The sequence below is a fragment of the Phaeobacter gallaeciensis genome (genome assembly GCF_001678945.1).
Classification (GTDB): Bacteria; Pseudomonadota; Alphaproteobacteria; order Rhodobacterales; family Rhodobacteraceae; genus Phycobacter; species Phycobacter gallaeciensis_A.
In genome coordinates this window covers 3,598,399-3,620,959 of the sequence record NZ_CP015124.1, presented here as the reverse complement: position 1 = coordinate 3,620,959, position 22,561 = coordinate 3,598,399, and the positions used below count along the sequence as shown (strand labels likewise).

Annotated in this window: 18 protein-coding genes; 9 read left to right on the top strand and 9 right to left on the bottom strand. The window is 61.5% G+C overall.

Translation table 11 applies throughout. The annotated features are described in order from the left end of the window. Positions 1–150 precede the first annotated feature (150 nt). The 4 genes from JL2886_RS17090 to JL2886_RS17070 all read left to right on the top strand — a co-directional run bounded on the left by JL2886_RS17090 (position 151) and on the right by JL2886_RS17070 (position 5,230). Complete coding sequence (locus JL2886_RS17090; protein WP_065273094.1) at positions 151–1,851, top strand: peptide ABC transporter substrate-binding protein; 1,701 nt, start codon at positions 151–153, stop codon at positions 1,849–1,851. 149 nt (positions 1,852–2,000) lie between these two features. Further along, complete coding sequence (locus JL2886_RS17085) at positions 2,001–3,008, top strand: ABC transporter permease (protein WP_065273093.1); 1,008 nt, start codon at positions 2,001–2,003, stop codon at positions 3,006–3,008. Then, a complete protein-coding gene (locus JL2886_RS17080; RefSeq protein ID WP_065273092.1) occupies positions 3,001–3,912 on the top strand; it encodes an ABC transporter permease in 912 nt (303 codons plus the stop codon). Before JL2886_RS17085 ends, JL2886_RS17080 begins: the two co-directional genes overlap by 8 nt. A 244-nt stretch (positions 3,913–4,156) precedes the next feature. Continuing rightward, entirely contained in the window at positions 4,157–5,230 is a 1,074-nt protein-coding gene (locus JL2886_RS17070) for a YeeE/YedE family protein (protein ID WP_065273792.1), read from the top strand. Here JL2886_RS17070 and JL2886_RS17065 read toward each other — a convergent pair. From JL2886_RS17065 to JL2886_RS17045, 5 genes are all read right to left on the bottom strand, one after another. Then, positions 5,166–6,446: a DUF3422 family protein gene (locus tag JL2886_RS17065; protein WP_065273090.1), complete on the bottom strand. Its 1,281-nt coding sequence runs from the start codon at positions 6,444–6,446 to the stop codon at positions 5,166–5,168. The two genes, JL2886_RS17070 and JL2886_RS17065, sit on opposite strands and share 65 nt — an antisense overlap. Before the next feature lie 198 nt (positions 6,447–6,644). After that, complete coding sequence (locus JL2886_RS17060; RefSeq protein WP_065273089.1) at positions 6,645–8,078, bottom strand: NAD(P)(+) transhydrogenase (Re/Si-specific) subunit beta; 1,434 nt, start codon at positions 8,076–8,078, stop codon at positions 6,645–6,647. 16 nt (positions 8,079–8,094) lie between these two features. Continuing rightward, entirely contained in the window at positions 8,095–9,669 is a 1,575-nt protein-coding gene (locus JL2886_RS17055) for a Re/Si-specific NAD(P)(+) transhydrogenase subunit alpha (protein ID WP_065273088.1), read from the bottom strand. A 139-nt stretch (positions 9,670–9,808) separates the two neighbouring features. Then, positions 9,809–10,258: a methyltransferase family protein gene (locus tag JL2886_RS17050; protein ID WP_065273087.1), complete on the bottom strand. Its 450-nt coding sequence runs from the start codon at positions 10,256–10,258 to the stop codon at positions 9,809–9,811. A gap of 225 nt (positions 10,259–10,483) precedes the next feature. Next, positions 10,484–11,437, bottom strand: a complete 954-nt coding sequence (locus JL2886_RS17045) for an MBL fold metallo-hydrolase (RefSeq protein ID WP_065273086.1) — start codon at positions 11,435–11,437, stop codon at positions 10,484–10,486. A 173-nt stretch (positions 11,438–11,610) separates the two neighbouring features. On the opposite strand from JL2886_RS17045, the gene JL2886_RS17040 reads away from it, so the two are divergent. The 3 genes from JL2886_RS17040 to kynA all read left to right on the top strand — a co-directional run bounded on the left by JL2886_RS17040 (position 11,611) and on the right by kynA (position 14,747). Next, the gene (locus tag JL2886_RS17040; protein WP_065273085.1) at positions 11,611–12,381 is read left to right on the top strand and encodes an SDR family NAD(P)-dependent oxidoreductase; all 771 of its coding nucleotides are present in this window, start codon (positions 11,611–11,613) and stop codon (positions 12,379–12,381) included. Between the two features lie 175 nt (positions 12,382–12,556). Beyond that, a complete protein-coding gene (kynU, locus tag JL2886_RS17035; protein ID WP_065273084.1) occupies positions 12,557–13,750 on the top strand; it encodes a kynureninase in 1,194 nt (397 codons plus the stop codon). Positions 13,751–13,898: 148 nt separating this feature from the next. After that, the gene (gene kynA / locus JL2886_RS17030) at positions 13,899–14,747 is read left to right on the top strand and encodes a tryptophan 2,3-dioxygenase (RefSeq protein ID WP_065273083.1); all 849 of its coding nucleotides are present in this window, start codon (positions 13,899–13,901) and stop codon (positions 14,745–14,747) included. A 205-nt stretch (positions 14,748–14,952) separates the two neighbouring features. Here kynA and JL2886_RS17025 read toward each other — a convergent pair whose 3' ends face one another. Continuing rightward, positions 14,953–15,540 carry a TetR/AcrR family transcriptional regulator gene (locus JL2886_RS17025; protein WP_237028395.1) on the bottom strand — a complete coding sequence of 196 codons (588 nt, stop codon included), beginning with the start codon at positions 15,538–15,540 and terminating at the stop codon, positions 14,953–14,955. A gap of 97 nt (positions 15,541–15,637) precedes the next feature. Here JL2886_RS17025 and JL2886_RS17020 point away from each other — a divergent pair, with 97 nt between their 5' ends. Continuing rightward, positions 15,638–16,102 (top strand): (2Fe-2S)-binding protein, encoded by a 465-nt coding sequence (locus tag JL2886_RS17020; RefSeq protein ID WP_065273082.1) that lies wholly within the window; start codon positions 15,638–15,640, stop codon positions 16,100–16,102. A gap of 3 nt (positions 16,103–16,105) precedes the next feature. Then, positions 16,106–18,346: a xanthine dehydrogenase family protein molybdopterin-binding subunit gene (locus JL2886_RS17015; RefSeq protein WP_065273081.1), complete on the top strand. Its 2,241-nt coding sequence runs from the start codon at positions 16,106–16,108 to the stop codon at positions 18,344–18,346. Positions 18,347–18,916: 570 nt separating this feature from the next. Here the strand turns inward: JL2886_RS17015 and JL2886_RS17010 are convergent. The 3 genes from JL2886_RS17010 to JL2886_RS17000 form a co-directional block, all read right to left on the bottom strand. After that, the gene (locus JL2886_RS17010; RefSeq protein WP_065273080.1) at positions 18,917–19,696 is read right to left on the bottom strand and encodes a gamma-glutamyl-gamma-aminobutyrate hydrolase family protein; all 780 of its coding nucleotides are present in this window, start codon (positions 19,694–19,696) and stop codon (positions 18,917–18,919) included. A gap of 218 nt (positions 19,697–19,914) precedes the next feature. Continuing rightward, entirely contained in the window at positions 19,915–20,340 is a 426-nt protein-coding gene (locus tag JL2886_RS17005; protein WP_065273079.1) for a GlcG/HbpS family heme-binding protein, read from the bottom strand. Between the two features lie 76 nt (positions 20,341–20,416). Continuing rightward, positions 20,417–22,540, bottom strand: a complete 2,124-nt coding sequence (locus JL2886_RS17000; protein ID WP_420480639.1) for a malate synthase G — start codon at positions 22,538–22,540, stop codon at positions 20,417–20,419. Positions 22,541–22,561: the final 21 nt, after the last annotated feature.

The window sequence follows — 22,561 nt, the reverse complement described above, 5'->3', positions numbered from 1 at the left end:
GAAGCTGGCGCATTAGATTTCAATCGTTTAACGCGTGGGGCGGAACGACGAACCATCCGCAATCTTGCGGCAACAGGCTGGGCCACGCATCGCCCGGCCGCAAAAAGACACAAGAACACCGTTTCTGTGTTCGACAAGGAGAGTGTGAAAATGAAACTCAAGACCCTTTTGATGGGGGCTATTGCTTCTGCAGCGCTTGCTCCGGCAGCGTTTGCCGAGCGCGGCGCCGACGGTCAGGTGAACATCATCTACTGGCAGGCGCCCTCGATCATGAACCCGTTCCTGTCGGGCGGCACCAAAGACGTTGAAGCCTCCTCGCTGGTCATCGAACCTCTGGCGCGCTACGACCCCAACGGTGCAATGGTTCCCTTCCTGGCCGAAGAGATCCCGACCGTCGCCAATGGCGGTGTGAGCGAGGACCTGACTTCCATCACCTGGAAGATCAAGGCGGGCCTCACCTGGTCTGATGGTACCCCCTTCACCTCCAAAGACGTGAAGTTCACCTACGACTACTGTACCCATCCCGAAGGCGGCTGCGCGCAGGTCACCAAATTCGAAGGCGTGACCTCGGTCGAAACCCCCGACGATCTGACCGTCAAGGTCACTTTCGAAGGCCCGACCCCCTTCCCTTACGGCCCCTTCGTTGGCGGTGAAAGCCCGATCATCCAGGCCGCTCAGTTCGCCGAATGCCTGGGCGCCAAAGCCCCCGAGTGCACCGAGGCCAACTTCAGCCCGATCGGCACCGGTCCCTTCGTGGTCGACGAGTTCAAACCGAACGACGTGATCACCCTGTCGGCCAACCCGAACTACCGTGACCCGGCCAAACCGGCCTTCGCCAAGGTACTGTTCAAAGGTGGCGGCGACGCAACTGCGGCCGGTCGTGCCGTGATGGAAACCGGCGAATTCGATTACGCCTGGAACCTGCAGCTGGCACCCGATGTGATTGCCCAGATGGAAGCAGGCGGCAAAGGCGTTGCTGTGGCAGGCTTTGGCCCGCTGGTTGAGCGCATCATGCTGAACAACACCAACCCTGATCCGGCGCTTGGCCCGGACGAGCGTTCGGTTGTACGCCCGCACCCCTTCCTGAGCGATCCTGCGGTTTACAAAGCCATGTCCATGGCGATCGACCGCCCGCTGCTGGTTGAAATCGGTTACGGCAAAGCCGGTAAAGTGACCTGTAACTGGGTTCCCGCACCTGCCGTCTACGCAGCAGATATTGCTGGCTGTGACGTTCAGGACATCGCTGGCGCCAACAAGATGCTGGACGAAGCAGGCTACAAAGACACCAACGGTGACGGCGTTCGCGAAACTCCGGATGGCAAGCCGATGAAGGTTCTGTACCAGACTTCGACCAACGCCGTGCGTCAGGACTTCCAGGCCCTGATCAAACAGTGGTGGAGCGAGATCGGTATCGAAACCGAACTGCGTAACGTCAACGCATCCGTCTTCTTCGGTGGCGACCCGGGTTCCCCGGACACCTTCCAGAAGTTCTACGCGGACGTGGAAATGTACGCCAACACCTTCAACGGCACCGACCCGCAGTCCTACTTCGGCAACGGCCTGTGCGACAAGGCACCGACTCCGGCATCCCAGTGGCAGGGTGAGAACATCTCCCGCTTCTGTGACGAAGAGTTCGACGCCCTGCACGCTGAGCTGACCAAGACTGCCGATGCAGGCAAGCGCGCCGAAATCGGTCAGCAGCTGAACACGATGATCTTCGAAAAAGGTGGCATGATCCCGCTGGTTCACCGTGGTCGTCTGTCCGGTCAATCCAACACCCTGGGTGGCCACGTCCTGAACGTCTGGGACAGCGAACTCTGGGATGCGGCTGACTGGTACCGCATCAAGTAAGGCAGGCTAGCCTCTCCTGAGGCCCCGGTGTTCCACCGGGGCCTCTTGCCATTTACGCCCAGATCCGCTTTAGCGCGCGGGCATAATGGACCCGAGGCCTCCGGCCCTGCTTCCTAATTCTGAAATCGAACATCAAAGGCGCCCACCTGATGCTGACCTTTACAATCAGGCGACTGATCCTATCGGTTCCGACGCTGCTGTTCATCAGCCTCGTGATTTTCCTGCTGCTGGAGCTCGCCCCTGGCGATCCCATGGCGCAGGTCCCGCTGACCGTCCCCCCCGAAGTAAAAGAAAAGATGCGCGAGGCCCTTGGCCTTGGCCAACCCGCCCATATCCGGTTCTGGAAGTGGCTTGTGCAGTTCTTCTGGATCGAGCCGCAGGTCATGATTGACCACTACTTCGGCTCCAATTTTTCCGAAGGCGATCTGCGCGTGATCTCCTGGCAGACCCGCTCGCCCGTCATGGACATCGTGATCCAGCGTATGCCGCAGACCCTGTGGGTTGTCGGTACCGCCTATGTGGTTGCAATCCTGATCGCCCTGCCCATCGGGATCTACTCGGCCTACCGCCAATACAGCTGGTTCGACCAGATGGGCACCTTCGTGTCCATGGTCGGCTTCTCCGTGCCGCCGTTCTTCTCCGGCGTGCTGGTCATCGTGATCTTCTCGGTGCAGCTTGGATGGTTCCCGTCGATCTATGACACCACCCTGGTCGTTGACAGCTGGGACGCCTTCGTCAAACAGCTGCAACAGATGATCATGCCAGTCATGGTGCTGGCACTGCAGATCACCGCCCAGCTGAGCCGCTTCATGCGGGCCTCGATGCTGGACAACCTCAATCAGGACTACGTGCGCACCGCCCGTGCCAAGGGTCTGAGCGAATATACCGTGGTCATGGTGCACGTGCTGCGCAACTCGATGATCCCGGTTGTCACTGTGATCGCACTGGGGATCCCGGCGATCTTCGGCGGCGCTATCATCACCGAGCAGGTGTTCAAGGTGAACGGAATCGGTCAGCTACTGATCGGCGCCATTCAGGCCAACGACCTGCCGATGGTGCAAACCCTGACCTTCATCTTCGCGGTGCTGATCGTGATGTTCAATCTGATCGCCGACGTACTGTACGGCATTCTTGACCCAAGGATCCGCTATGACTGAGCTGAGCAATCCTGTCCCGAGCAACCCGCCGCGCAGCCAATGGCTGGACGTGTGGGATCAGTTCAAATCTCACCGTGGCGCCCTGATGGGCGGGGCGCTGTTCCTGTTCATCATTCTGGCCGTGTATCTAGGCCCCATGTTCTGGGATATCGAAGCCACCAGGATCGATATCCGCGCGCGGAACCAGGGTCCAAGCTGGGCGCATCCCTTCGGCACCGACCAATTGGGCCGCGATATGCTGGCCCGGATGATGGCCGGTGGATCGACCTCCGTTTCGGTAGGTCTGACGGCCATGCTGCTGGCGCTGTTCCTGGGCTCCTTCGTGGGCGTTATCGCGGGCTTCTTCAAAAAGCTCGACGGGCCGCTGATGCGCCTTACGGACCTGTTCCTGGCGCTGCCCCTGCTGCCGCTGCTGCTGGTGATGATGCTGCTGTTCCGCGAACCGCTGAACGCGGCCTTCGGCCCCGAACAGGGGATTTTCATCCTGATCGTGACCTCGATCGGCGTGACCAGCTGGATGCCCACGGCACGGATCGTGCGCGGCGATGTGCTGGCCATCAAGGAACGTGAATTCGTTCTGGCGGCCCGCTCCATCGGCACCTCGGATGGCAAGCTGATCACCCGGCACATCCTGCCGAACGTGCTGTCGCCGATCATGGTGTCCGCGACGCTGGGGATCGCCACCGCGATCATCACCGAAAGCTCGCTGTCGTTCCTTGGTCTTGGCTTCCCGCCGGACTTCCCAACCTGGGGCCGTCTGCTGTTTGATGCCACCGACTATCTGCAGCAGTACCCTGAGCGCGTGTTCTGGCCCGGTATGGCGATCTCGCTGACCGTTCTCAGCGTCAACTATCTGGGTGACGGCCTGCGTGATGCGCTGGATCCGCGTATCCGGGGCCGCTGAGCCGCAAGTCAGACGGGACACACCCGCACATATTCAAATAAGAACATAACCACCGGCCGCCCCAACAGGGCGGCCGGTTTGTTTTGGGGCACCCCGCCCCATCTGGATTCATTTTCTGCCAGCCCTCCGCTACCGGGAACTTTGTCCTGCAGATACCCGTCGACAACTGCGATAATGGCCTTGCTCGCTTGGATATTTCGCGCCATTTCGGGAAAAAGTTCCGATTTCCGGTATGGAGAGTATCATGTTCGAAACGTTCGGTTTTGAAGAGACCACCGCACGCCAGGCTTCTGTCCTGTTCGCGTTGGGGCTGGGCCTTGTCTTTGGCGCGCTGGCGCAATTGACCCGGTTCTGCCTGCGTCGCACCATCGACGGCAGTGACCGCCGCGAAGCCGCTGGCGTCTGGGCCATGGCGCTGGCCATTGCTGTGCTCGGCACCCAGGCCGCTGTCCTGCAGGGCTGGATCAGCTTTGACGATCACCGCCTACTCGCCGCAGATCTGCCGGTGCTGGCCGTCATCGCCGGAGGTCTGATGTTCGGTGCCGGCATGATCCTGACCCGGGGCTGCGTGTCCCGGCTAATGGTTCTCAGCGGCAGTGGCAACCTGCGCGCCCTGCTGGTCATCTCGGTCTTTGCGATCACCGCCCATGCCACGCTGAAGGGTGTTCTGGCGCCACTGCGCACCAGCCTTGGCGCCGTCACTGTTCCGCTTGGCGATTACGCCACGCTGGCGGCCCTGCCCGGCGGCGCGCTCGTCTGGGGCCTGCTGATTGCGCTCGCCGCACTTGCCATTGCCCTGCGCTCTGGCAACCGTATCCCTGTGCTGGTTGGCGCGGCTGTGATTGGCCTGCTGGTCCCGCTGGCCTGGGTCGGCACTGGCTTTGTGCTGTTTGACGAATTCGATCCCATCGCGATGGAAAGCCTGTCCTTCACCGCGCCGTCTGCTGACACCCTGTTCTACGTCGTCGCCTCCAGCGCCGTCTCCGGCAGCTTTGGCACCGGTCTGGTGGGTGGCGTTCTGGTCGGCGCACTTGTTGCGGCCCTGCTGACCGGACAGTTCAAGTGGCAGAGCTTTGAAAGCCCCGCCCAGACAGGACGCTATCTGGCAGGTGCCGTACTAATGGGCATCGGCGGCGTGCTGGCCGGTGGCTGCACCGTTGGCGCCGGTCTGGCCGGGGTTCCCACCCTTGGCGTGGCTGCCCTGCTGGCGATCTTGTCGATCCTGCTGGGCGGCAGCCTCACCCAAGCGCTGCTCAGTGCAGACCCTTCCGGATCCGCCGGACGGCGAGCCACACCAGCCCCACAACCGGCAGAGTGATCAGCGCGGTCATCATCCCCTTGCTGAGCCCCAGCGGCCCGGCAAGGGGATAAAGCGCATAGGACGCCAGCGACACCGCATAGTAGCTGATTGCCACCACAGACAGCCCCTCGACCGTATGCTGAAGCCGCAGCGCCATATCGGCGCGGCGGTCCATGCTTTCCAGCAAGGCCTGATTCTGCGCGCTGCGCTCCACATCCACCCGGGTGCGCAAAAGCTCCCCCGCCCTGCGTGCCCGATCAGCCAGCGTCACCAGCCGCTTTTCGGTGGACTTCACCGTACGCATGGCCGGCTCATAGCGGCGCAGCATGAATTCCGCGAAGGTCTGGAAGCCTTCCAGACGTTCCTCCCGCAACAGCCTGATCCGCTGGTTCACCAGCGCCTCATAAGCGCCGGTGGCGCCAAAGCGGAAGGCCGCCCGGGCGGCCATCGCCTCCAGCTCGGCCGAGACCGTCAGAAGGTGCGACAGGGTCTGTTCTGCCGGAACGCTGCTGCCGGTCATTTCCGCCATAATTTCACTCAGATGGGTGTCAAGCCCGCCGATGGTGGGCGACAGTCCCCGGGCACGGGAAAAGCCCAGCATCGACATGGCGCGATAGGTCTCGATCTCGCACAGGCGCTGCACGATGCGGCCAATCCTGCGGCTGCCGGTTTCGCGGTTCACGAAGGCAGCAAACCGCATGTGCCCCGCCGGATCGATCCGGAAATCCCCGGCCACCACCGCATTGTCATCCAGCACCTGCGACACCGCCATGCTTTCGGGCACCAGCCAGTCCTGCAGCTTTGATTTGATCTCCGCCGTGTCAGGACGTGGCAGGACACGGAGCATCAGTGAGGTGATCCGCTGCCCCGGCGCCTGTTCCAGCCAATCGCCAGGCAGCACCTCGAAATCAACCGGGTCAAAGGGCCGTTCGCTGACACCGTCACTGTAGAGCGTGTAGCTGACGAATTCGGTGTGCTGTTCCCACTTCAGGGTGTGGCGCCCCAGCTGGGCCGCATGATGGGTGGCGCCCGGTTTCGGGTGCGGCGCGCCGTGGCGGTCCAGCAGATCGATCAGATGCGCAAGATCCAAGCCGCGGTCCCGGTGCACGGCTTCCTCGGGCTGTTTCACCGCCAGATAGATCACGGTGCTTGGGCTTTTCATGGTCGGAAAAGGACGCGCGTGCAGCTCATTGGCAAGCTGATAGCGCAACGGGTGATCCTGGATCGGGGGCATCACGGTCTCCACTGGTACAGGGCGACCATAGCCAAAACCACAAGACCTGTAAAGAATGCATGTAATTCAATACCTTATCAGGATACAACAGTATACAACGCGGCCGCATGCAGCACAGGCTAGCCGCAGAATGCAGAAAAGGCGCCCCACAAGAGACGCCTTTCCCGAGTGTTACAGCCCGCAGGCCTGTGGAGTTGATCAGCTGATCTTGGTCAGCAGATCGTCCAGCGATTTTTTCGCATCGCCGTAGAACATCCGGGTGTTCTCTTTGTAGAACAGCGGGTTCTCGATGCCGGAGTAGCCGGTGCCCTGGCCGCGCTTGGACACGAAGACCTGCTTCGCCTTCCAGCATTCTAGAACCGGCATACCGGCGATGGGGCTGTTGGGGTCTTCCTGCGCAGCAGGGTTCACGATGTCATTGGAACCAATAACGATGGCCACATCAGTTTCCGGGAAGTCCTCGTTGATCTCGTCCATTTCCAGAACGATGTCATAAGGCACCTTCGCTTCGGCCAAGAGAACGTTCATGTGGCCCGGCAGACGACCCGCAACCGGGTGAATCGCAAAGCGCACGTTCTTGCCCTTGGCGCGCAGACGCTTGGTCAGCTCGGAAACCGACTGCTGTGCCTGTGCAACGGCCATGCCGTAGCCCGGGATGATGATGATGTTGTCGGCCTCTTCCAGAGCCTGCGCAACACCGTCGGCGTCGATCGCAACCTGTTCGCCCTCGACTTCCATCGCAGGACCCGAAGTGCCGCCAAAGCCGCCCAGGATCACCGAGATGAAGGAGCGGTTCATCGCCTTACACATGATGTAAGAGAGGATCGCACCCGAGGAGCCAACCAGCGCACCCACAACGATCAGCAGGTCGTTGCCAAGGGAGAAACCGATCGCAGCCGCAGCCCAGCCCGAGTAGCTGTTCAGCATCGAAACAACCACCGGCATGTCGGCGCCGCCGATGCCCATGATCAGGTGGTAGCCGATGAACAGCGCCATCAGGGTCATCAGGAACAGCGGCAACAGCGCGCCGGTGTTGAAGTACCAGATCAGAGCCAGCAAAGAGATCGCCGCCGCGCCTGCATTCAGCATGTGACCGCCGGGCAGTTTCGTCGCTGCCGAGCCAACCTTGCCCGCCAGTTTGCCATAGGCAATGACAGAGCCGGTAAAGGTCACAGCACCAATGAAGATACCGAGGAACAGCTCGACCCGCAGGATAGCAATCTCGACGCCGTCCTTCTTGGCCAGCAGCTTGGCAAAGCCATCAAGCGAGGCTTTGGCGCTGTCGTCCATGGCCATAACGCGCCCCAGTTCTACATGGGCGATAAAGCCCACGAAAACCGCCGCCAGACCGACCAGCGAGTGCATCGCCGCAACCAGTTCCGGCATTTGGGTCATCTGCACCCGGTTGGCCAGGAAATAGCCGATGATGCCGCCACCTGCGATCAGCACCAGCGACAGCAGCCACAGGCCCGAACCGGGGCCGATCAGCGTGGCGAAAACCGCCAGCGCCATGCCCGCGATCCCGTACCAGACCGCACGTTTTGCGCTTTCCTGTCCCGACAGACCACCCAGCGAGAGGATGAAGAGAACAGCCGCGACCACATAGGCCGCCGTGGTAAATCCGTATTCCATCTGTTTTCCCTCGCTCTTAAGACTTCTGGAACATGGCGAGCATGCGCCGTGTCACAAGGAAGCCGCCGAAAATATTGATACCGGCCATGAAGACCGAGAGCGCTGCCAGCAGGATCACCAGGAACGAGCCAGAGCCGATCTGCATCAGCGCGCCCAGGATGATGATCGAGGAGATCGCGTTGGTCACCGCCATCAGAGGTGTGTGCAGGCTGTGCGCCACGCCCCAGATCACCTGGAAGCCGACAAAGACCGCCAGAACGAAGACGATAAAGTGCTGCATGAAGCTGGCCGGAGCCACGAGACCCACGCCCAAGAGTAGCGCCGCACCGATCACCAAGAGGGTGACCTGTTGCTTGGTCTGCTGTTTGAAGGCGGCGATTTCCTGCGCGCGCTTTTCTTCCGCGGTCAGTTCTTTCGGCGCTTCGGGTTTCTTCTGCGCCGCGATGGCCTGAACCTTTGGCGGCGGCGGCGGGAAGGTGATTTCCTTGTCGAAAGTCACCGTTGCGCCACGGATCACGTCGTCTTCCATGTCATGCACGATCTGACCGTCCTTTTCAGGGGTCAGGTCGGTCATCATGTGACGGATGTTGGTGGCATAAAGCGTCGAGGACTGCGCGGCCATACGGCTCGGGAAGTCAGTGTAGCCGATAATGGTGACGCCGTTGTCGGTGACAACTTTCTCATCCATCACGGTGCCTTCGACGTTACCGCCCTTTTCGGCTGCAAGGTCGACGATGACCGAACCCGGCTTCATCGCCGCAACCATGTCCTCAAGCCAGAGCTTGGGCGCTTCGCGGTTGGGGATCAGCGCGGTGGTGATCACGATGTCCACTTCGGGGGCCAGTTCGCGGAACTTTGCGAGCTGTGCTTCGCGGAACTCGGGGCTGGAGACAGCCGCATAGCCGCCGGTCGCCGCGCCGTCCTGCTGTTCCTCTTCGAAATCGAGGTAGACGAACTCAGCGCCCATCGATTCGACCTGCTCTGCCACTTCCGGGCGCACGTCAAACGCATAGGTCACAGCGCCCAGGCTGGTGGAGGCGCCGATGGCTGCCAGACCGGCCACACCTGCGCCAACGACCAGAACCTTGGCCGGGGGCACCTTGCCCGCAGCAGTGATCTGACCGGTGAAGAAGCGGCCAAAGTTGTTGCCCGCCTCGATCACGGCACGGTAGCCGGCGATATTCGCCATCGAGGACAGCGCGTCCATCTTCTGCGCGCGGCTGATGCGCGGCACCATTTCCATGGCGATGACATTGGCGCCCTTGGAGCGCGCCAGTTCCAGGCCTTCCTCGTTGCCACCGGGGTTGAAGAAGGAGATCAGCGTCTTACCCGCTGTCATCCGCTTCAATTCGGTGTCAGTCGGAATGCGCACCTTGGCGACGATATCCGATGTCTTCCACAGCGCGGCTGCGGTTTTCACGATTTCGACTCCAGCCTCTTCATAGGCGGCATCGCTGAAACCAGCCAGTTGACCGGCACCGGTTTCGATGGCGCAGTCATAGCCGAGCTTTTGCAGCTGCTTGGCAGAGTCCGGCGTCATCGCGACGCGCGCCTCGCCTTTCATTACTTCCTTTGGTGTACCTATTCTCACCTTGTCGGTCCCCCTCGTCTTGCCCGTGCCAGCAAAGCACCGGGTACGGATCGCAAATATTTTGATTATCCTGCGCAACATTTTTGCGCAAGCGTTTCGCCGCGTCGCCGCATCATTTTGCCGCGACGCCGCATGAACTTTAGACCCAGCGGCGTACCTTTCCTTCGTAGCGCGCCCAGTCCTGACGGAATGTCCGCCGCATTCTGTTTTCTTCGGGTTCGATGAATCGCCGTTCCAGAATCCAGACGAATATCGGCACCAGCGGCAAGGACAGCACCGCGTCAAACCGAAGGATAAGCCCGGCCAGAACCAGGATGTCGCCCAGATAAATGGGATTGCGGCTGCGGCTGAAGATCCCCGATTGCACCAAGCGGCTTGGTGTCTGGTGGGGAATGATGGTGGTGTGCTGGCGCCGCATCTCGACCACCGCAAGCAGCATCAGAAGGATGCCCCCCCCGACCAATATTCCACCAAGGAAATCCGCCCACGCCCCGCCAAAGGTCAGCCCATAGGTCAGATAGCTGGCCTGTAGCCACGCCAGGATAAGGCAGGCAAACAACCAGACGGGGGGCATATCAATCCAGCGCATCAGGCGCACACCATCGCGATATCCGGGGCAGAGTACAAGTTCATCGGGCGCAAAGTCCTCTTATCCGGCCGACAGGTCCAGCCCGCGGCGCCGTTGTGCGCAAAGAAAAGGACAAAATGTCCAAAATGGCCCGGAAACGGCGAATCTGTTCCGGGATGCGGCATGATCCTGCACAATTCTACGGGCTTTCCTACGTATACTTTTGCATGCTGACCGGGTGCGGGGTCATTCCCACTCCATTTCCTCGAAGACCCGCCCGGCGTTCTTGGTGGCGAGTTCCTCGAAGGTATCGAGCCCCTTCCAGCGTTCCTGGTCCACATAGTAAGCGCCAGCCAGATCACCACCCTCGTCGATATGGGCGCCGATCTTCGCTCGCAGATCCGTGAGGTAGTCGTAGGTGTAGCGGCGCACCTGCGCGAGGTTGGTCGGATGGCCGTGCCCCGGGATCACATAGGTCGGGTTCAGCGGCTCCATCTTGGTCTCCCAGGTTTCCAGCCAGCAGGAGGTACAGGTCCCTTCAAAGATCGGCAGCATGCGTTCGTGAAAGGCCATGTCACCGGCAATCAGCATGTTCCATTGCGGCAGCCAGACCTGCGTATCCCCCGGGTCATGCGCGGGCCCCATGTGCATGACCTTGATCTCTACCCCGCCAAGAGTCAGGTCGTAATTGTCTTCAAAACTTAGGTTTGGCGTCACGACCCGGGTGCCTTCGGCCTTGTCGCGGTTGTAGCCCTCCATGCCCTGCAGGATGAAATCGGCTTCTTCGGTGAAGGCTTCGATCGCATCCACATGCGCCAGAATATCGACGCCCTGATCGACCCAGTAGGAATTACCAAGCATCGCATGGCCCTGGCCGTTTTCATTGATCACAAGAACCACCGGCTGATCGGTCACCGCCTTGATCTCATCGTGCAGCGCCGCCGCCAGACGCACCGAAGCGCCGCCGTTGATGACCACGACGCCCTCGTCGGTCACGATAAATGACAAATTGTTGTTGTGTCCTGAGTTCTCGTAGGTCGGCGGCGCGGTGGCTCCGATGGCGGAAAACACATGCGGGATCACCTCGACCGGTTTGGAATATAGCTCGGATTGCGGGTACTGATCGGCAATGTCTTCGCTGGCCCATGCGGCGCCCGCGCTAAATGTCGCAATCAATGCGGCGGTAAAAATCGGTTTCATGGTGTCCTCCCAAAACAGCTGCGCAACAATTCACACTTATGAATATGATTGTAAATGGTCCCGGTGGAAAACCTTTGCCCAAGAGTGCCGACACGGAATTGTGACGGGACGGCTTTCTTGCCCTGCCCCGGCAGGCCGTTAGGCTGGGCACAAACACGGGAGGACCGAACGACATGACATCACAAGACACGACATCGCTGGCAGGAAAACATGCGCTGGTCACGGGCGGCGGCACCGGGATCGGCCTGGCCATCGCCCGCGCCCTGGCCGCGCAAGGCGCCGAAGTCACCATCACCGGACGGCGACAGGAGGTGCTGGAGGAGGTCGCCACCAAGGGGCTGCACCCCATGGCGATGGATGTGCGCGACGAAGACGACATCGTGACCAAGATCCAGGCCGCCGTCGATGCGCGGGGCCCGATCCAGATCTGCGTCGCAAATGCCGGCGTTGCCGAGGGCAAAGCGCTACACAAGACCACGCTCGATTTCTGGCGCAACATGATGGCGACCAATCTGGACGGTGCCTTCCTGACCATCCGCGAGTGTCTGAAATCCATGCGCGAAACCGATTGGGGCCGGGTCATCACCGTTTCCTCGATCGCGGGTCTGCGCGGGCTCAAGGGCGGTGCCTGCTATTCCGCCAGCAAACACGGCATGATCGGCCTCACCCGCGCGCTGAGCGAGGATTACCTCGGCACCCCCTTCACCTTCAACGCGATCTGCCCGGGCTACGTAGATACCCCCATCGTGGAGCGAAACATCACCTCGATCTCGGCCCGAGCCGGTGTCAGCGAAGATGAAGCGCTGAAGATCATGACCCACGCCAACCGCCACCAGCGTCTGATCGAGCCGGAAGAAGTCTCGGCTGCGGCCATGTGGCTCTGCGGGCCCGGATCACAATCCATCAACGGGCAGACCATCGAAATCTCCGGCGGCCAGACCTGATCGCAGCAATAGCCTCGCACCAGATTGCGCCGCCGGATTTCCGGCGGCGTTTTTGCGTGTCCTACAGAAATACCACACGCACTGGACAGGTTTTTGAATATCGGATACAAAATCCGAAACCTTCAAGCTTGAAACAGTTCAGGCCCTTCTTTTCAGCCCGCCAGACGAGGTTCCGATGACCGATTTTGCCGCCACCAAGGCCATGTTCGACCTGCCCGAAGGGGTGATCTACCTCGATGGCAACTCACTCGGCCCCCTGCCCAGCGCCGCCAAGGACCGCGTCGCCAACATGATGACCGAGGAATGGGGCAAGATGCTGATCACCGGCTGGAACAAGGCCGGATGGATGCAGAAATCCACCGCTGTCGGCAACCGCATCGCCCGGCTGATCGGCGCCGAAGAAGATCACGTGATCATGGGGGATACCCTGTCGATCAAGGTCTATCAGGCCGTCGCCTCGGCGCTGGAAATGAACCCGAGCCGCAAGGTGGTTCTGTCGGACAACGGCAACTTCCCGTCTGACCTCTACATCGTGCAGGGGCTGCTCAAATCGCTTGGCGCCGAGTATGAACTGCGCGTCGTCGACCCCGAGGTGGTGGCCGAGAACATCACCGATGATGTCGCTGTGCTGATGCTGACCGAGGTGGATTACCGCACCGGACGCAAGCACGACATGAAGACCCTCACCGCCAAGGCCCATGAGGCAGGCGCCCTGACCGTCTGGGATCTGGCGCATTCCGCAGGTGCCCTTCCGGTGGATCTGGCAGGCTGCAAGGCTGATTTCGCGGTCGGCTGCACCTACAAATACCTCAACAGCGGCCCCGGCGGCCCTGCCTTCATCTATGTGGCGCCGCGCCACGCCGAGGTTGCCCGCCCGGCGCTCTCTGGCTGGCTGGGACACGAGGCACCCTTTGCCTTTGAACTTGATTACCGGCCAGGCCGCGGCATCGAACGCATGCGGGTCGGCACGCCACCGGTGATCCAGCTGACCTCGCTGGAAGCAGCGATGGACATCTGGGACCAGGTCGACATGCAGGATCTGCGGGCAAAATCCATCGAGCTCTGTGATCTGTTCATCGCCGAGGTCGAAGCCGCCTGTCCCGAGCTGGAGCTTGCCTCGCCGCGCGATGGCGACCAGCGTGGCAGCCAGGTCTCCTTCCGCTTCCGCGAAGGCTATGCCGCGATGCAGGCTCTGATCGAACGCGGCGTGATCGGTGATTTCCGTGCCCCGGACATCATGCGCTTTGGCTTTACCCCGCTATATATCGACGCCGATGACGTGCGCGCCGCCGTGGCGATCGTGAAAGACGTGATGACCAACGATCTGTGGGACAATGACGCCTACAAACAACGCGCCGCCGTGACCTGATCGTGAGTGGGGCGACGCATATCCTTCCTTTGTGCAGACCTGCGGGCTGGGTGGCGCTCTGGCGGCGCCTGGCTCAGTGCTGCCGGTTAAACCGGAGGACGCTTTCCTTTCCCTGATGTATAAAAGACCAAGGAACAGGAAAGATCCAATGAGCAAATGCCCTCTTAACTCTCCCTTTGACCCGGCCGAGGACGGCGCCGAAATGTCCTTTGACGGGCGCATGTCCTATGGCGACTACCTGTCGCTGGACGCGATCCTGACAGCGCAAAAGCCGCTGAGCGACGCCCATGACGAGATGCTGTTCATCATCCAGCATCAGACCAGCGAATTGTGGATGCGCCTTGCGGTGCACGAGTTGCACGCCGCCCGCGATTGCCTGCTGGCCGGTGATTCCCGGCAGGCGTTCAAGATGCTGGCCCGAGTGGCCCGGATCTTTGAGCAGCTGAATTCGGCCTGGGATGTGCTGCGCACGATGACGCCCTCGGACTACACTCATTTCCGGGATTCACTGGGGCAGAGTTCGGGCTTTCAATCCTATCAGTACCGGTTGATTGAGTTCATGCTGGGCAACCGGAACAAAGCCATGCTGCGCCCCCACGCCCATGATGCGGATGTGACAGCCCTCTTGGAGAATGAACTGTCGCAGCCCTCGCTTTACGATGTGGCCCTGCGGCTTCTGTCGAACAGCCTGCCGCTGCCTGCCCAGGTGCTGAGCCGGGATGTCTCCTTGCCCTACCAAGCCAGCGACGCGGTTATGCAGGCTTGGACCACTATCTATCAGGCCCCCGAGACCCATTGGGAGCTGTATGAGCTGGCCGAAAAACTAGTCGATTTCGAGGATTACTTCCGCCGCTGGCGGTTCAACCATGTGACCACCGTGGAACGAGTGATCGGCTTCAAACGCGGTACCGGCGGCACCGGCGGGGTCAGCTATCTGAAACGCATGCTGGAAGTGGAGCTGTTCCCCGAACTCTGGCACCTGCGCACCGAGCTGTAAGCCCGGTCCCCACCGCAGGTCAGGGAGCTCTCCCGCCCGGTCTCGGATTTCATGCGAAACCCTCGACCAGTTGGGCCCGGCGCCGCGCCATAGGCGCGGCGCCGGGCCCAAGACTGTAAGCGGGCTCTGCCAGAGGCAGGGTCTGCGTCAGCCGCGGGAGCCTCCTGCTCCTTCTGCAGCACACCCCGCGATTGCTCATCTGTTATTAAAGGCCTTCGAGCGCCCGTACCATCAGCGCGGCAAGCTGCGAAACACGCATGCGATAAGTTGGGTAATCGGGCGCCGTATGCTTGATCCCTTTGAGCGCGGCGCAAAACACCTGCGCCACCTCTGCGGCCGTTCCGACGGCTTCGGGCAGATCTCTTTTCTGCAGCCATTCGGCATAGGCCCCAGCCAGCGCCACCTCGCCCGCCTCGATGGCCTCTGGCGCGACGCTCATACCTGCCTCGAACAGTTCCAGCCCATGCGCCGAAGACATCATCGCCTCCATCGTTGCCCCGCCATGGGCGGCAAAGGCATACGCAACGCGGTCGGCCTGAGTGCCCTCTCCCTCTAGCGCCGCGCGGATGTCTTCGCGCGCCTGCCGGTAATAGGCTTCGACCAGAGCCGTGAAGATCGCTTCCTTGTTGCGAAAGTGAAGATAGACCGCCGGACGGGACATCCCTGCCCCACGCGCTATGTCGTCCATCGAGGTTTTGCGGAACCCATAGGCCGAAAAAGCCTGCCAGGCAGACTCGAGTATGGTCTGGGCCTTTGGGTCGGACAACATGGGATCAGCGGTAAGACGGTTCATACCCAAGGCTACTGACACTATTGCCTGATTTTGTCAATTGACACGCTGACACAATTAACGCATTTTGTCACAACATCCACAAACAGGGGTCAGCCCAATGCCAACCACGCTCAGGATCAACGGAAGCGACCACGAGGTGGATCTGCCGCAGGATGTACCCCTGCTCTGGGTCCTGCGTGATGAAATCGGCCTTACGGGCACCAAGTTCGGCTGCGGCATTGCGGCCTGCGGTGCCTGCACCGTGCATATCGACGGGGTGGCGACGCGCTCCTGCCAGGTGGCGCTTGGCGATGTCTGGGGTGAGGTCACCACCATCGAAGGCGTCGGCACACCCGAAGCCATGGCTGCAATCCAGCAAGCCTGGGTCGATCATCAGGTGGCACAATGTGGCTATTGCCAGTCCGGGCAGATCATGCAGGCTGCAAGCCTGCTGGCCGAGAACCCAGCGCCTAGCGACAGCGATATCGACGACGCCATGCAGGGGAACCTGTGCCGCTGCGGCACCTATCCCCGCATCCGCGCTGCCATCCATACCGCCGCCAAGTTGATGCAGGAGGCGTGATCCATGGCCAGCTTCAAGAAAATCGCCCGCCGCAGTTTCCTGATCGGCTCTGCCGCCATCCTGGGTGGCGTGGCCTTTGGCACCTATAAATACCATCAGCCCGCGCCCAATCCCCTGTCGCCGAAAGAAGGGCAGGCCGCCCTCAACCCGTTTGTGATGGTGGATCAGTCCGGCGTGACCCTGGTCGCCCCCCGCGCCGAAATGGGTCAGGGGGTGCGCACCTCCTGGGCAGCGCTGATCGCCGAGGAACTGGATGTGCGCCCCGAAGCGGTACAGGTCATCCACGGCCCCGCCGCTAAGGCTTATTACAACAGCGCCATGATGGCCGAGGCCCTGCCCGGGCGCGGTTATGACGCCAGCAACTTCCAGCACTCGCTGGGGCAGATCGTCGGCCATATGTCGAAATTCCTCGACCTGCAGGTCACCGGCGGATCCTCATCCATGAAAGACGGGTTCGACCGCATGCGGATGGCCGGCGCCACCGCACGCGAAACCCTGAAAGAGGCTGCGGCCCAGCGCCTTGGCACCTCGCGTGCGCTGCTGGATACCGAGGACGGCCATGTGATCGCCCCGGACGGCAGCCGCATCCCATATACCGAACTGGCGGTCGAGGCCGCCGGGGTTGACCCGCAGGATGCCGAGCTGCGCCCGGCGGCGCAGTGGAAATACGTCGGCAAGGACATGCCGCGCCTTGATATGGTTCCCAAGGTCACCGGCACCGCGGGCTTTGGCGTCGATGTGCGGCTTGACGGCATGAAGTTCGCCGCCATCCGGCAAAGTCCGCATTTTGGCACCGGCAAGAGTGCCTTTGATGCCAGCGCCGCCGAAGGCATGCCGGGCGTGGAAAAGGTTCTGGATCTGGGCGATGCAGTTGCCGTGGTGGCGAGTAACACCTGGCTGGCGCAACAGGCCGTGGATGCGATCGACGTGACATGGGAGCCCGCCCCCTACCCTGAAACCACTGATGCGATCTTTGCCGAAATCGACCGCGCATTCGAGGACAGCTCAAACTCCGTCCTGCGCGACGATGGCGATGTCAACGGCCTCCCCGAGGGGGCGCAGATCATCGAGGCCGAATACCGCCTGCCCTATCTGGCCCATGCTACCATGGAGCCGATGAATGCCACCGCGCTTTATACCGGTGACGCCTTGCAAATCTGGGCCCCCAATCAGGGTCCGACAGTGGTGCAGAAATCCGCAGCCGACCTTGCTGGCCTGCCGAAAGAAGCCGTGCAGGTCCACACCACCTATCTGGGTGGTGGTTTCGGACGTCGGATCGAGGTGGATTACACCAACCGCGCGGTAGAGATCGCGATGCAGATGCGCGGCACGCCCGTCCAGCTGACCTGGAGCCGCGAAGAAGACATGACCCATGACTTCTACCGCCCCGGCGCCGTGGCGCGCTATCGCGCGGCGGTGAAGGACGGCAAGGCGGTGATGGTACACGGCAAGATCGCTGCCCAGTCCACCACGGTGGAGGGCGCAGGCCGCATGCTTGGCCTGCCGATGGGTGGACCGGACAAGGGCCACGTCGATGCCGCCTTCAACCAACCGCTGGCGATCCCGAATTTCCGCGTCGAAGGCTATCTGGTGAAACCAATGATCCCGGTCGGGTTCTGGCGCTCGGTTGCGGCGTCGTTCAACGGCTTCTTTTCGGACACCATTCTGGATGAGATGGCCCATGCCGCAGGCCGCGATCCGCTGGAGTTCCGTCTGGAGTTGGCCCGCGCAGAATGGGAACCAGCGGCCAAAGTCCTGGAAAAGGTGGGCGAGATGTCCGGCTGGACAGGAGAGACGCCGGAAGGCGTCGGACGCGGCGTGGCGCTGGCCTATAGTTTCGGCACCCCCGTGGCAGAGGTGATCGAGGTGGTCGATGAAGACGGCCAGATCCGTCTCAACAAGGCCTGGATCGCCGCCGACATCGGCCGCGCCATCGACCCGAGCAACGTCGAGGCGCAGATGTTCAGCGGCCTCGCCTACGGTCTGTCAGCGGCCTGTTTTGGCGAGATCACCTTTGACGGCGGCGCGGTGGAGCAGCAGAACTTCCCCGACTACGAAGCCATGCGCATGCATACCATGCCTGCGGTCGAGGTGGCGGTTCTGCAAAACCAGACCCACATGGGCGGCGCAGGTGAACCGGGCACGCCCCCGGCAGCCCCGGCGCTGGCGAATGCGCTATTCGACCTCACCGGCAAACGCGCCCGCAGCCTGCCGTTGATGCACGAGTTCGACTTGCTGGTTTGAACCGGCGTGGCGAGACTATGAACAAGAAGAGCCCGCCGCTGATCCGGCGGGCTTTTTCTGCGTGCTAGCCTTGATGGTCGGCAATCTGCACCTAACCGACCAACATGGTTGCACTGACTACGTGATCTCCTTACCCTTTGCGCAAATCTTCACCGACAGGATTTGAGCGGCTTGGACCAGTTCTTCACATTAGCTTTTGGATCTATTTTGTTTCTCGTGGGGTCAATATTATGCTTGACGTCAATAAAGACTGTTTGGCTTCAGTGTGACAAAAAATCTTTGAAAATCAACCCTATATACAGGTATCTGTCGAACAAATCGCCAAGGTTTCACTTTGTGTCGATGGTCGCTTATCGTGTGTTGGCAATGGTATTCGGGACAGTGGCATTGATTTGGGGTGCCGCCGTTCTCATTGCGTCATGGTCTACCATGAGTTGACAAGTTCAATCGATGGCGGAGTCGAGATGCCCCGGAAAGCAATTCTTCTTTGGGCTCAAAGCGGACCAACGCGATTGGGAGGGGATATTTCGTTCACCCTCTCCCCCACGTTCGACTGAGACGAGCTCCCGATCAGGCCGACTTCTGCAACGGCTTCGGGCGGGCGCCGCCTGCCCAGTCGCTTGCCGCTTCGCCAAAGGCCTGGAACAGAGGGCGCGACACTGGGTCGTTCGCTGCGTCCCATTCCGGGTGCCATTGCACCGCGAGGGTAAATCCGGGCGCATCCTCGACATAGATGGCCTCGGGCGTGCCATCAGGGGCGTAGCCGTCGATCACGATGCGGGTGCCCGGCTGTTTGATGCCCTGCCCGTGCAGGGTGTTGGTCATCACCTCTTCGGCGCCGAACAGGCGGTGGAACACGCCGCCGCTGGTCAGCTTTACCGAATGGCGCAGGGCGAATTTCTCTTCCAGGGTGCCATCGGGGGGCATGCGGTGGTTCATCCGGCCCGGCAGATCGCGGATCTCGGGGTATAGCGTACCACCCATGGCGACGTTCACCTCCTGAAAGCCGCGGCAGATGCCGAGGAAGGGTTGGCCCCGCTCGACGCAGGCGCGCACCAGCGGTAGGACGATGGCATCGCGGGCGCGGTCAAAGGCGCCGTGGGCTTCGGTCTCTTCCTCGCCGTATTCGTTGGGATGCACGTTCGGACGCCCACCAGTCAGCAGGAAACCGTCAAAGGTCTCAAGCAGTTCTTCCACCGAAAGGAAACGCGGATCCGAGGGGATCAGCAGCGGCATGCAGCCGGACACGTCGGCCACCGCTTCGGAGTTCATAGTTCCACCGGCGTGGGTGGGATACTGATCGTTCATCAGATAGGAATTGCCGATAATGCCAACTTTGGGCCGCGCCATGATCCACTCGCGAGTTGTTGCCTTTTGGTGACCCTAGCGGCGCAGCGCCAGGCATTCAACTCGTCAGGGTGGCGCAGGCGCTTGTTCAGGTACGCACAGGGGGCAAAGCGGTGATTTTTAACGCAATCCTGCGGTAACGCCGCGTCAAAACGAAACGGCCCGCACCCCGGAACGGGGACAGGCCGGTTCATTGTTCGCCATTGCACAAAGGCGGGAGATCAGGCCTCGCCGACCAGCCCCACGGCCTCGATCCCAGCCAGCGCCGCTGCGGCATCGTTGTCCGAGGTATCGCCGGTGACGCCCACGGCGCCCAGCACGGCGCCCTTCTTGTCGCGCAGCAGAACGCCGCCGGGAACAGGCACGACCTGACCGCCGTAAACACCGTTCACCGCCGCCATGAAATAGGCCTGCTGTTCAGCCCGGGCCATCTGCGCCGAACCAGACATGCCCAGCATGACGGCGCCATAGGCCTTGCCGTGGGCGATGGCAAAGCGACCCGGTGCGGCACCGTCTTCGCGTTCAAAGGCTTGGACGTGCCCGCCCGCATCCAGCACCACCACCGACAGCGGTTTGAGGTTCAGCTCGCGGCCCTTTTCCAGCGCCTTGCGGATGATGGTACGTGCGCGTCTGAGTGAAATCGTCATCTGCGGTTTCCTTCTGATGAGTGAGTTTCAAAGAAAAGGACCGGGGACAGGCCCCGGTCCGATCAATCCGTGTGGGTCAGCCAGCCGCCTTCAGTTCAAGCCGACGTGCGTGCAGCACCGGCTCGGTATAGCCAGAGGGCTGGATGCGGCCCTTGAAGACCAGATCGCAGGCCGCCTGGAAGGCGATGCCGTCAAATCCAGGCGCCATCGGACGATAGGCCGGATCACCCTTGTTCTGCCCATCCACCACAGCAGCCATTTTCTGCATCGCTGCCATCACCTGCGCCTCGTCCACGATGCCGTGGTGCAGCCAGTTGGCCAGCGCCTGCGAGGAAATCCGGCAGGTCGCGCGGTCTTCCATCAGGCCAACGTTGTTGATGTCCGGCACCTTGGAGCAGCCGACGCCCTGATCGACCCAGCGCACCACATAGCCAAGGATGCCCTGAGCGTTGTTCTCGATTTCCTTGGCGATCTCATCATCCGACAGGTTCTGCCTTTCCATCACCGGGATGGTCAGCAGGTCCGCGAGGCTGCCACGGGCACCGCCTGCCTTTAGTTCGTCCTGACGCGCCAGCACATCAACCTTGTGATAGTGCGTGGCGTGCAGGGTCGCAGCAGTGGGAGACGGGACCCAGGCACAGGTGGCGCCTGATTGCGGATGGCCAATCTTGGCCTCCAGCATTTCACCCATGCGGTCGGGCATAGCCCACATGCCTTTGCCGATCTGCGCGCGGCCCTTCAGACCACAGGCCAGACCGATATCGACGTTGCGATCCTCATAGGACGCGATCCAAGGGGTCGATTTCATCTCACCCTTGCGCAGCATGGCGCCTGCTTCCATCGAGGTGTGGATCTCGTCGCCGGTCCGGTCAAGGAAGCCTGTATTGATAAAGGCGACGCGGGATTTGGCGGCGCGGATGCATTCCTTCAGGTTCACAGAGGTGCGGCGTTCCTCGTCCATGATGCCGATCTTGACGGTGTTGCGCGGCAGGCCCAGCGCGTCCTCGACATGGTCGAAGATCTTCACCGCAAAGGCGACCTCTTCCGGCCCGTGCATCTTCGGCTTGACCACGTAGACCGAGCCGTGCAGCGAGTTACCGCCTTCGGACTTCAGGTCATGCATGGCGATCAGCACGGTGATCATGGCGTCCAGAAAGCCCTCGCCCGCTTCGCGGCCTGCGCTGTCCAGAACCGCCGGGTTGGTCATCAGGTGGCCCACGTTGCGGATCAGCAGCAGCGAACGGCCTTTCAGCACAGCCGCCTCGCCCGCGGGCGTGGTGTAGGAGATGTCATCGTTGAGTACGCGGGTGAAGGATTTACCTCCCTTGCTGACCTCTTCGGCCAGATCGCGCTTCATCAGGCCCAGCCAGTTGGAATAAGCCTGAACCTTGTCCGCTGCATCGACGCAGGCGACGGAATCTTCACAGTCCATAATGGTGGAAAGCGCCGATTCCAGGGTGATGTCGTTGATACCTGCGCTATCGCCCTTGCCGATATTGCCGGTGGCGTCGATCTCGATAATCGCGTGCAACCCGTTGTTTTTCAGGAAAATCCGCGACGGGGCCGAAGCCTCGCCGGCGTGGCCCGCGAATTGCGCCGCATCCTTCAGCGCCGGAACCAGCGCACCATCCGCGACCGACAGGGCGTCGATATCGGACCAGGAGCCAGCGGCCAGCGGGAAGGTTTCATCCAGAAACGCCCGCCCCCAGGCAATCACCCGGTCGCCGCGCGCCGCATCATAACCGCCCGCCGCAGGCAGATCGCCCATGGCATCGGTGCCGTAAAGCGCATCGTAAAGCGAACCCCAGCGGGCGTTCGCCGCATTGAGCGCAAAGCGCGCATTGGTGATCGGCACCACCAACTGCGGGCCCGGGGTATGGGCGATCTCGGGGTCGACGTTCTCGGTCTCGATTTCGAAATCATCGCCTTCGGGCACCAGGTAGCCCAGCTCGCGCAGGAAGGCGGTATAGGCCTCGGCGTCATGCGGTTGGCCGCGACGCTCCACGTGCCAGGCGTCGATGCGGCCCTGGATGTCTTCGCGTTTGGCCAGCAGCGCGCGGTTTTCATCGCCCATGCCATTCACAAGGCCGGACAGCCCCGCCCAGAAAGCATCGGCGCTGACGCCAGTGCCCGGCAAAGCCTTGGCTTCGATAAAGTCAGCCAGCTCGGATGCGACCTGCATCCCGTGAATGTCTTTCATGTCTGCCATCGGCTCTCTCCT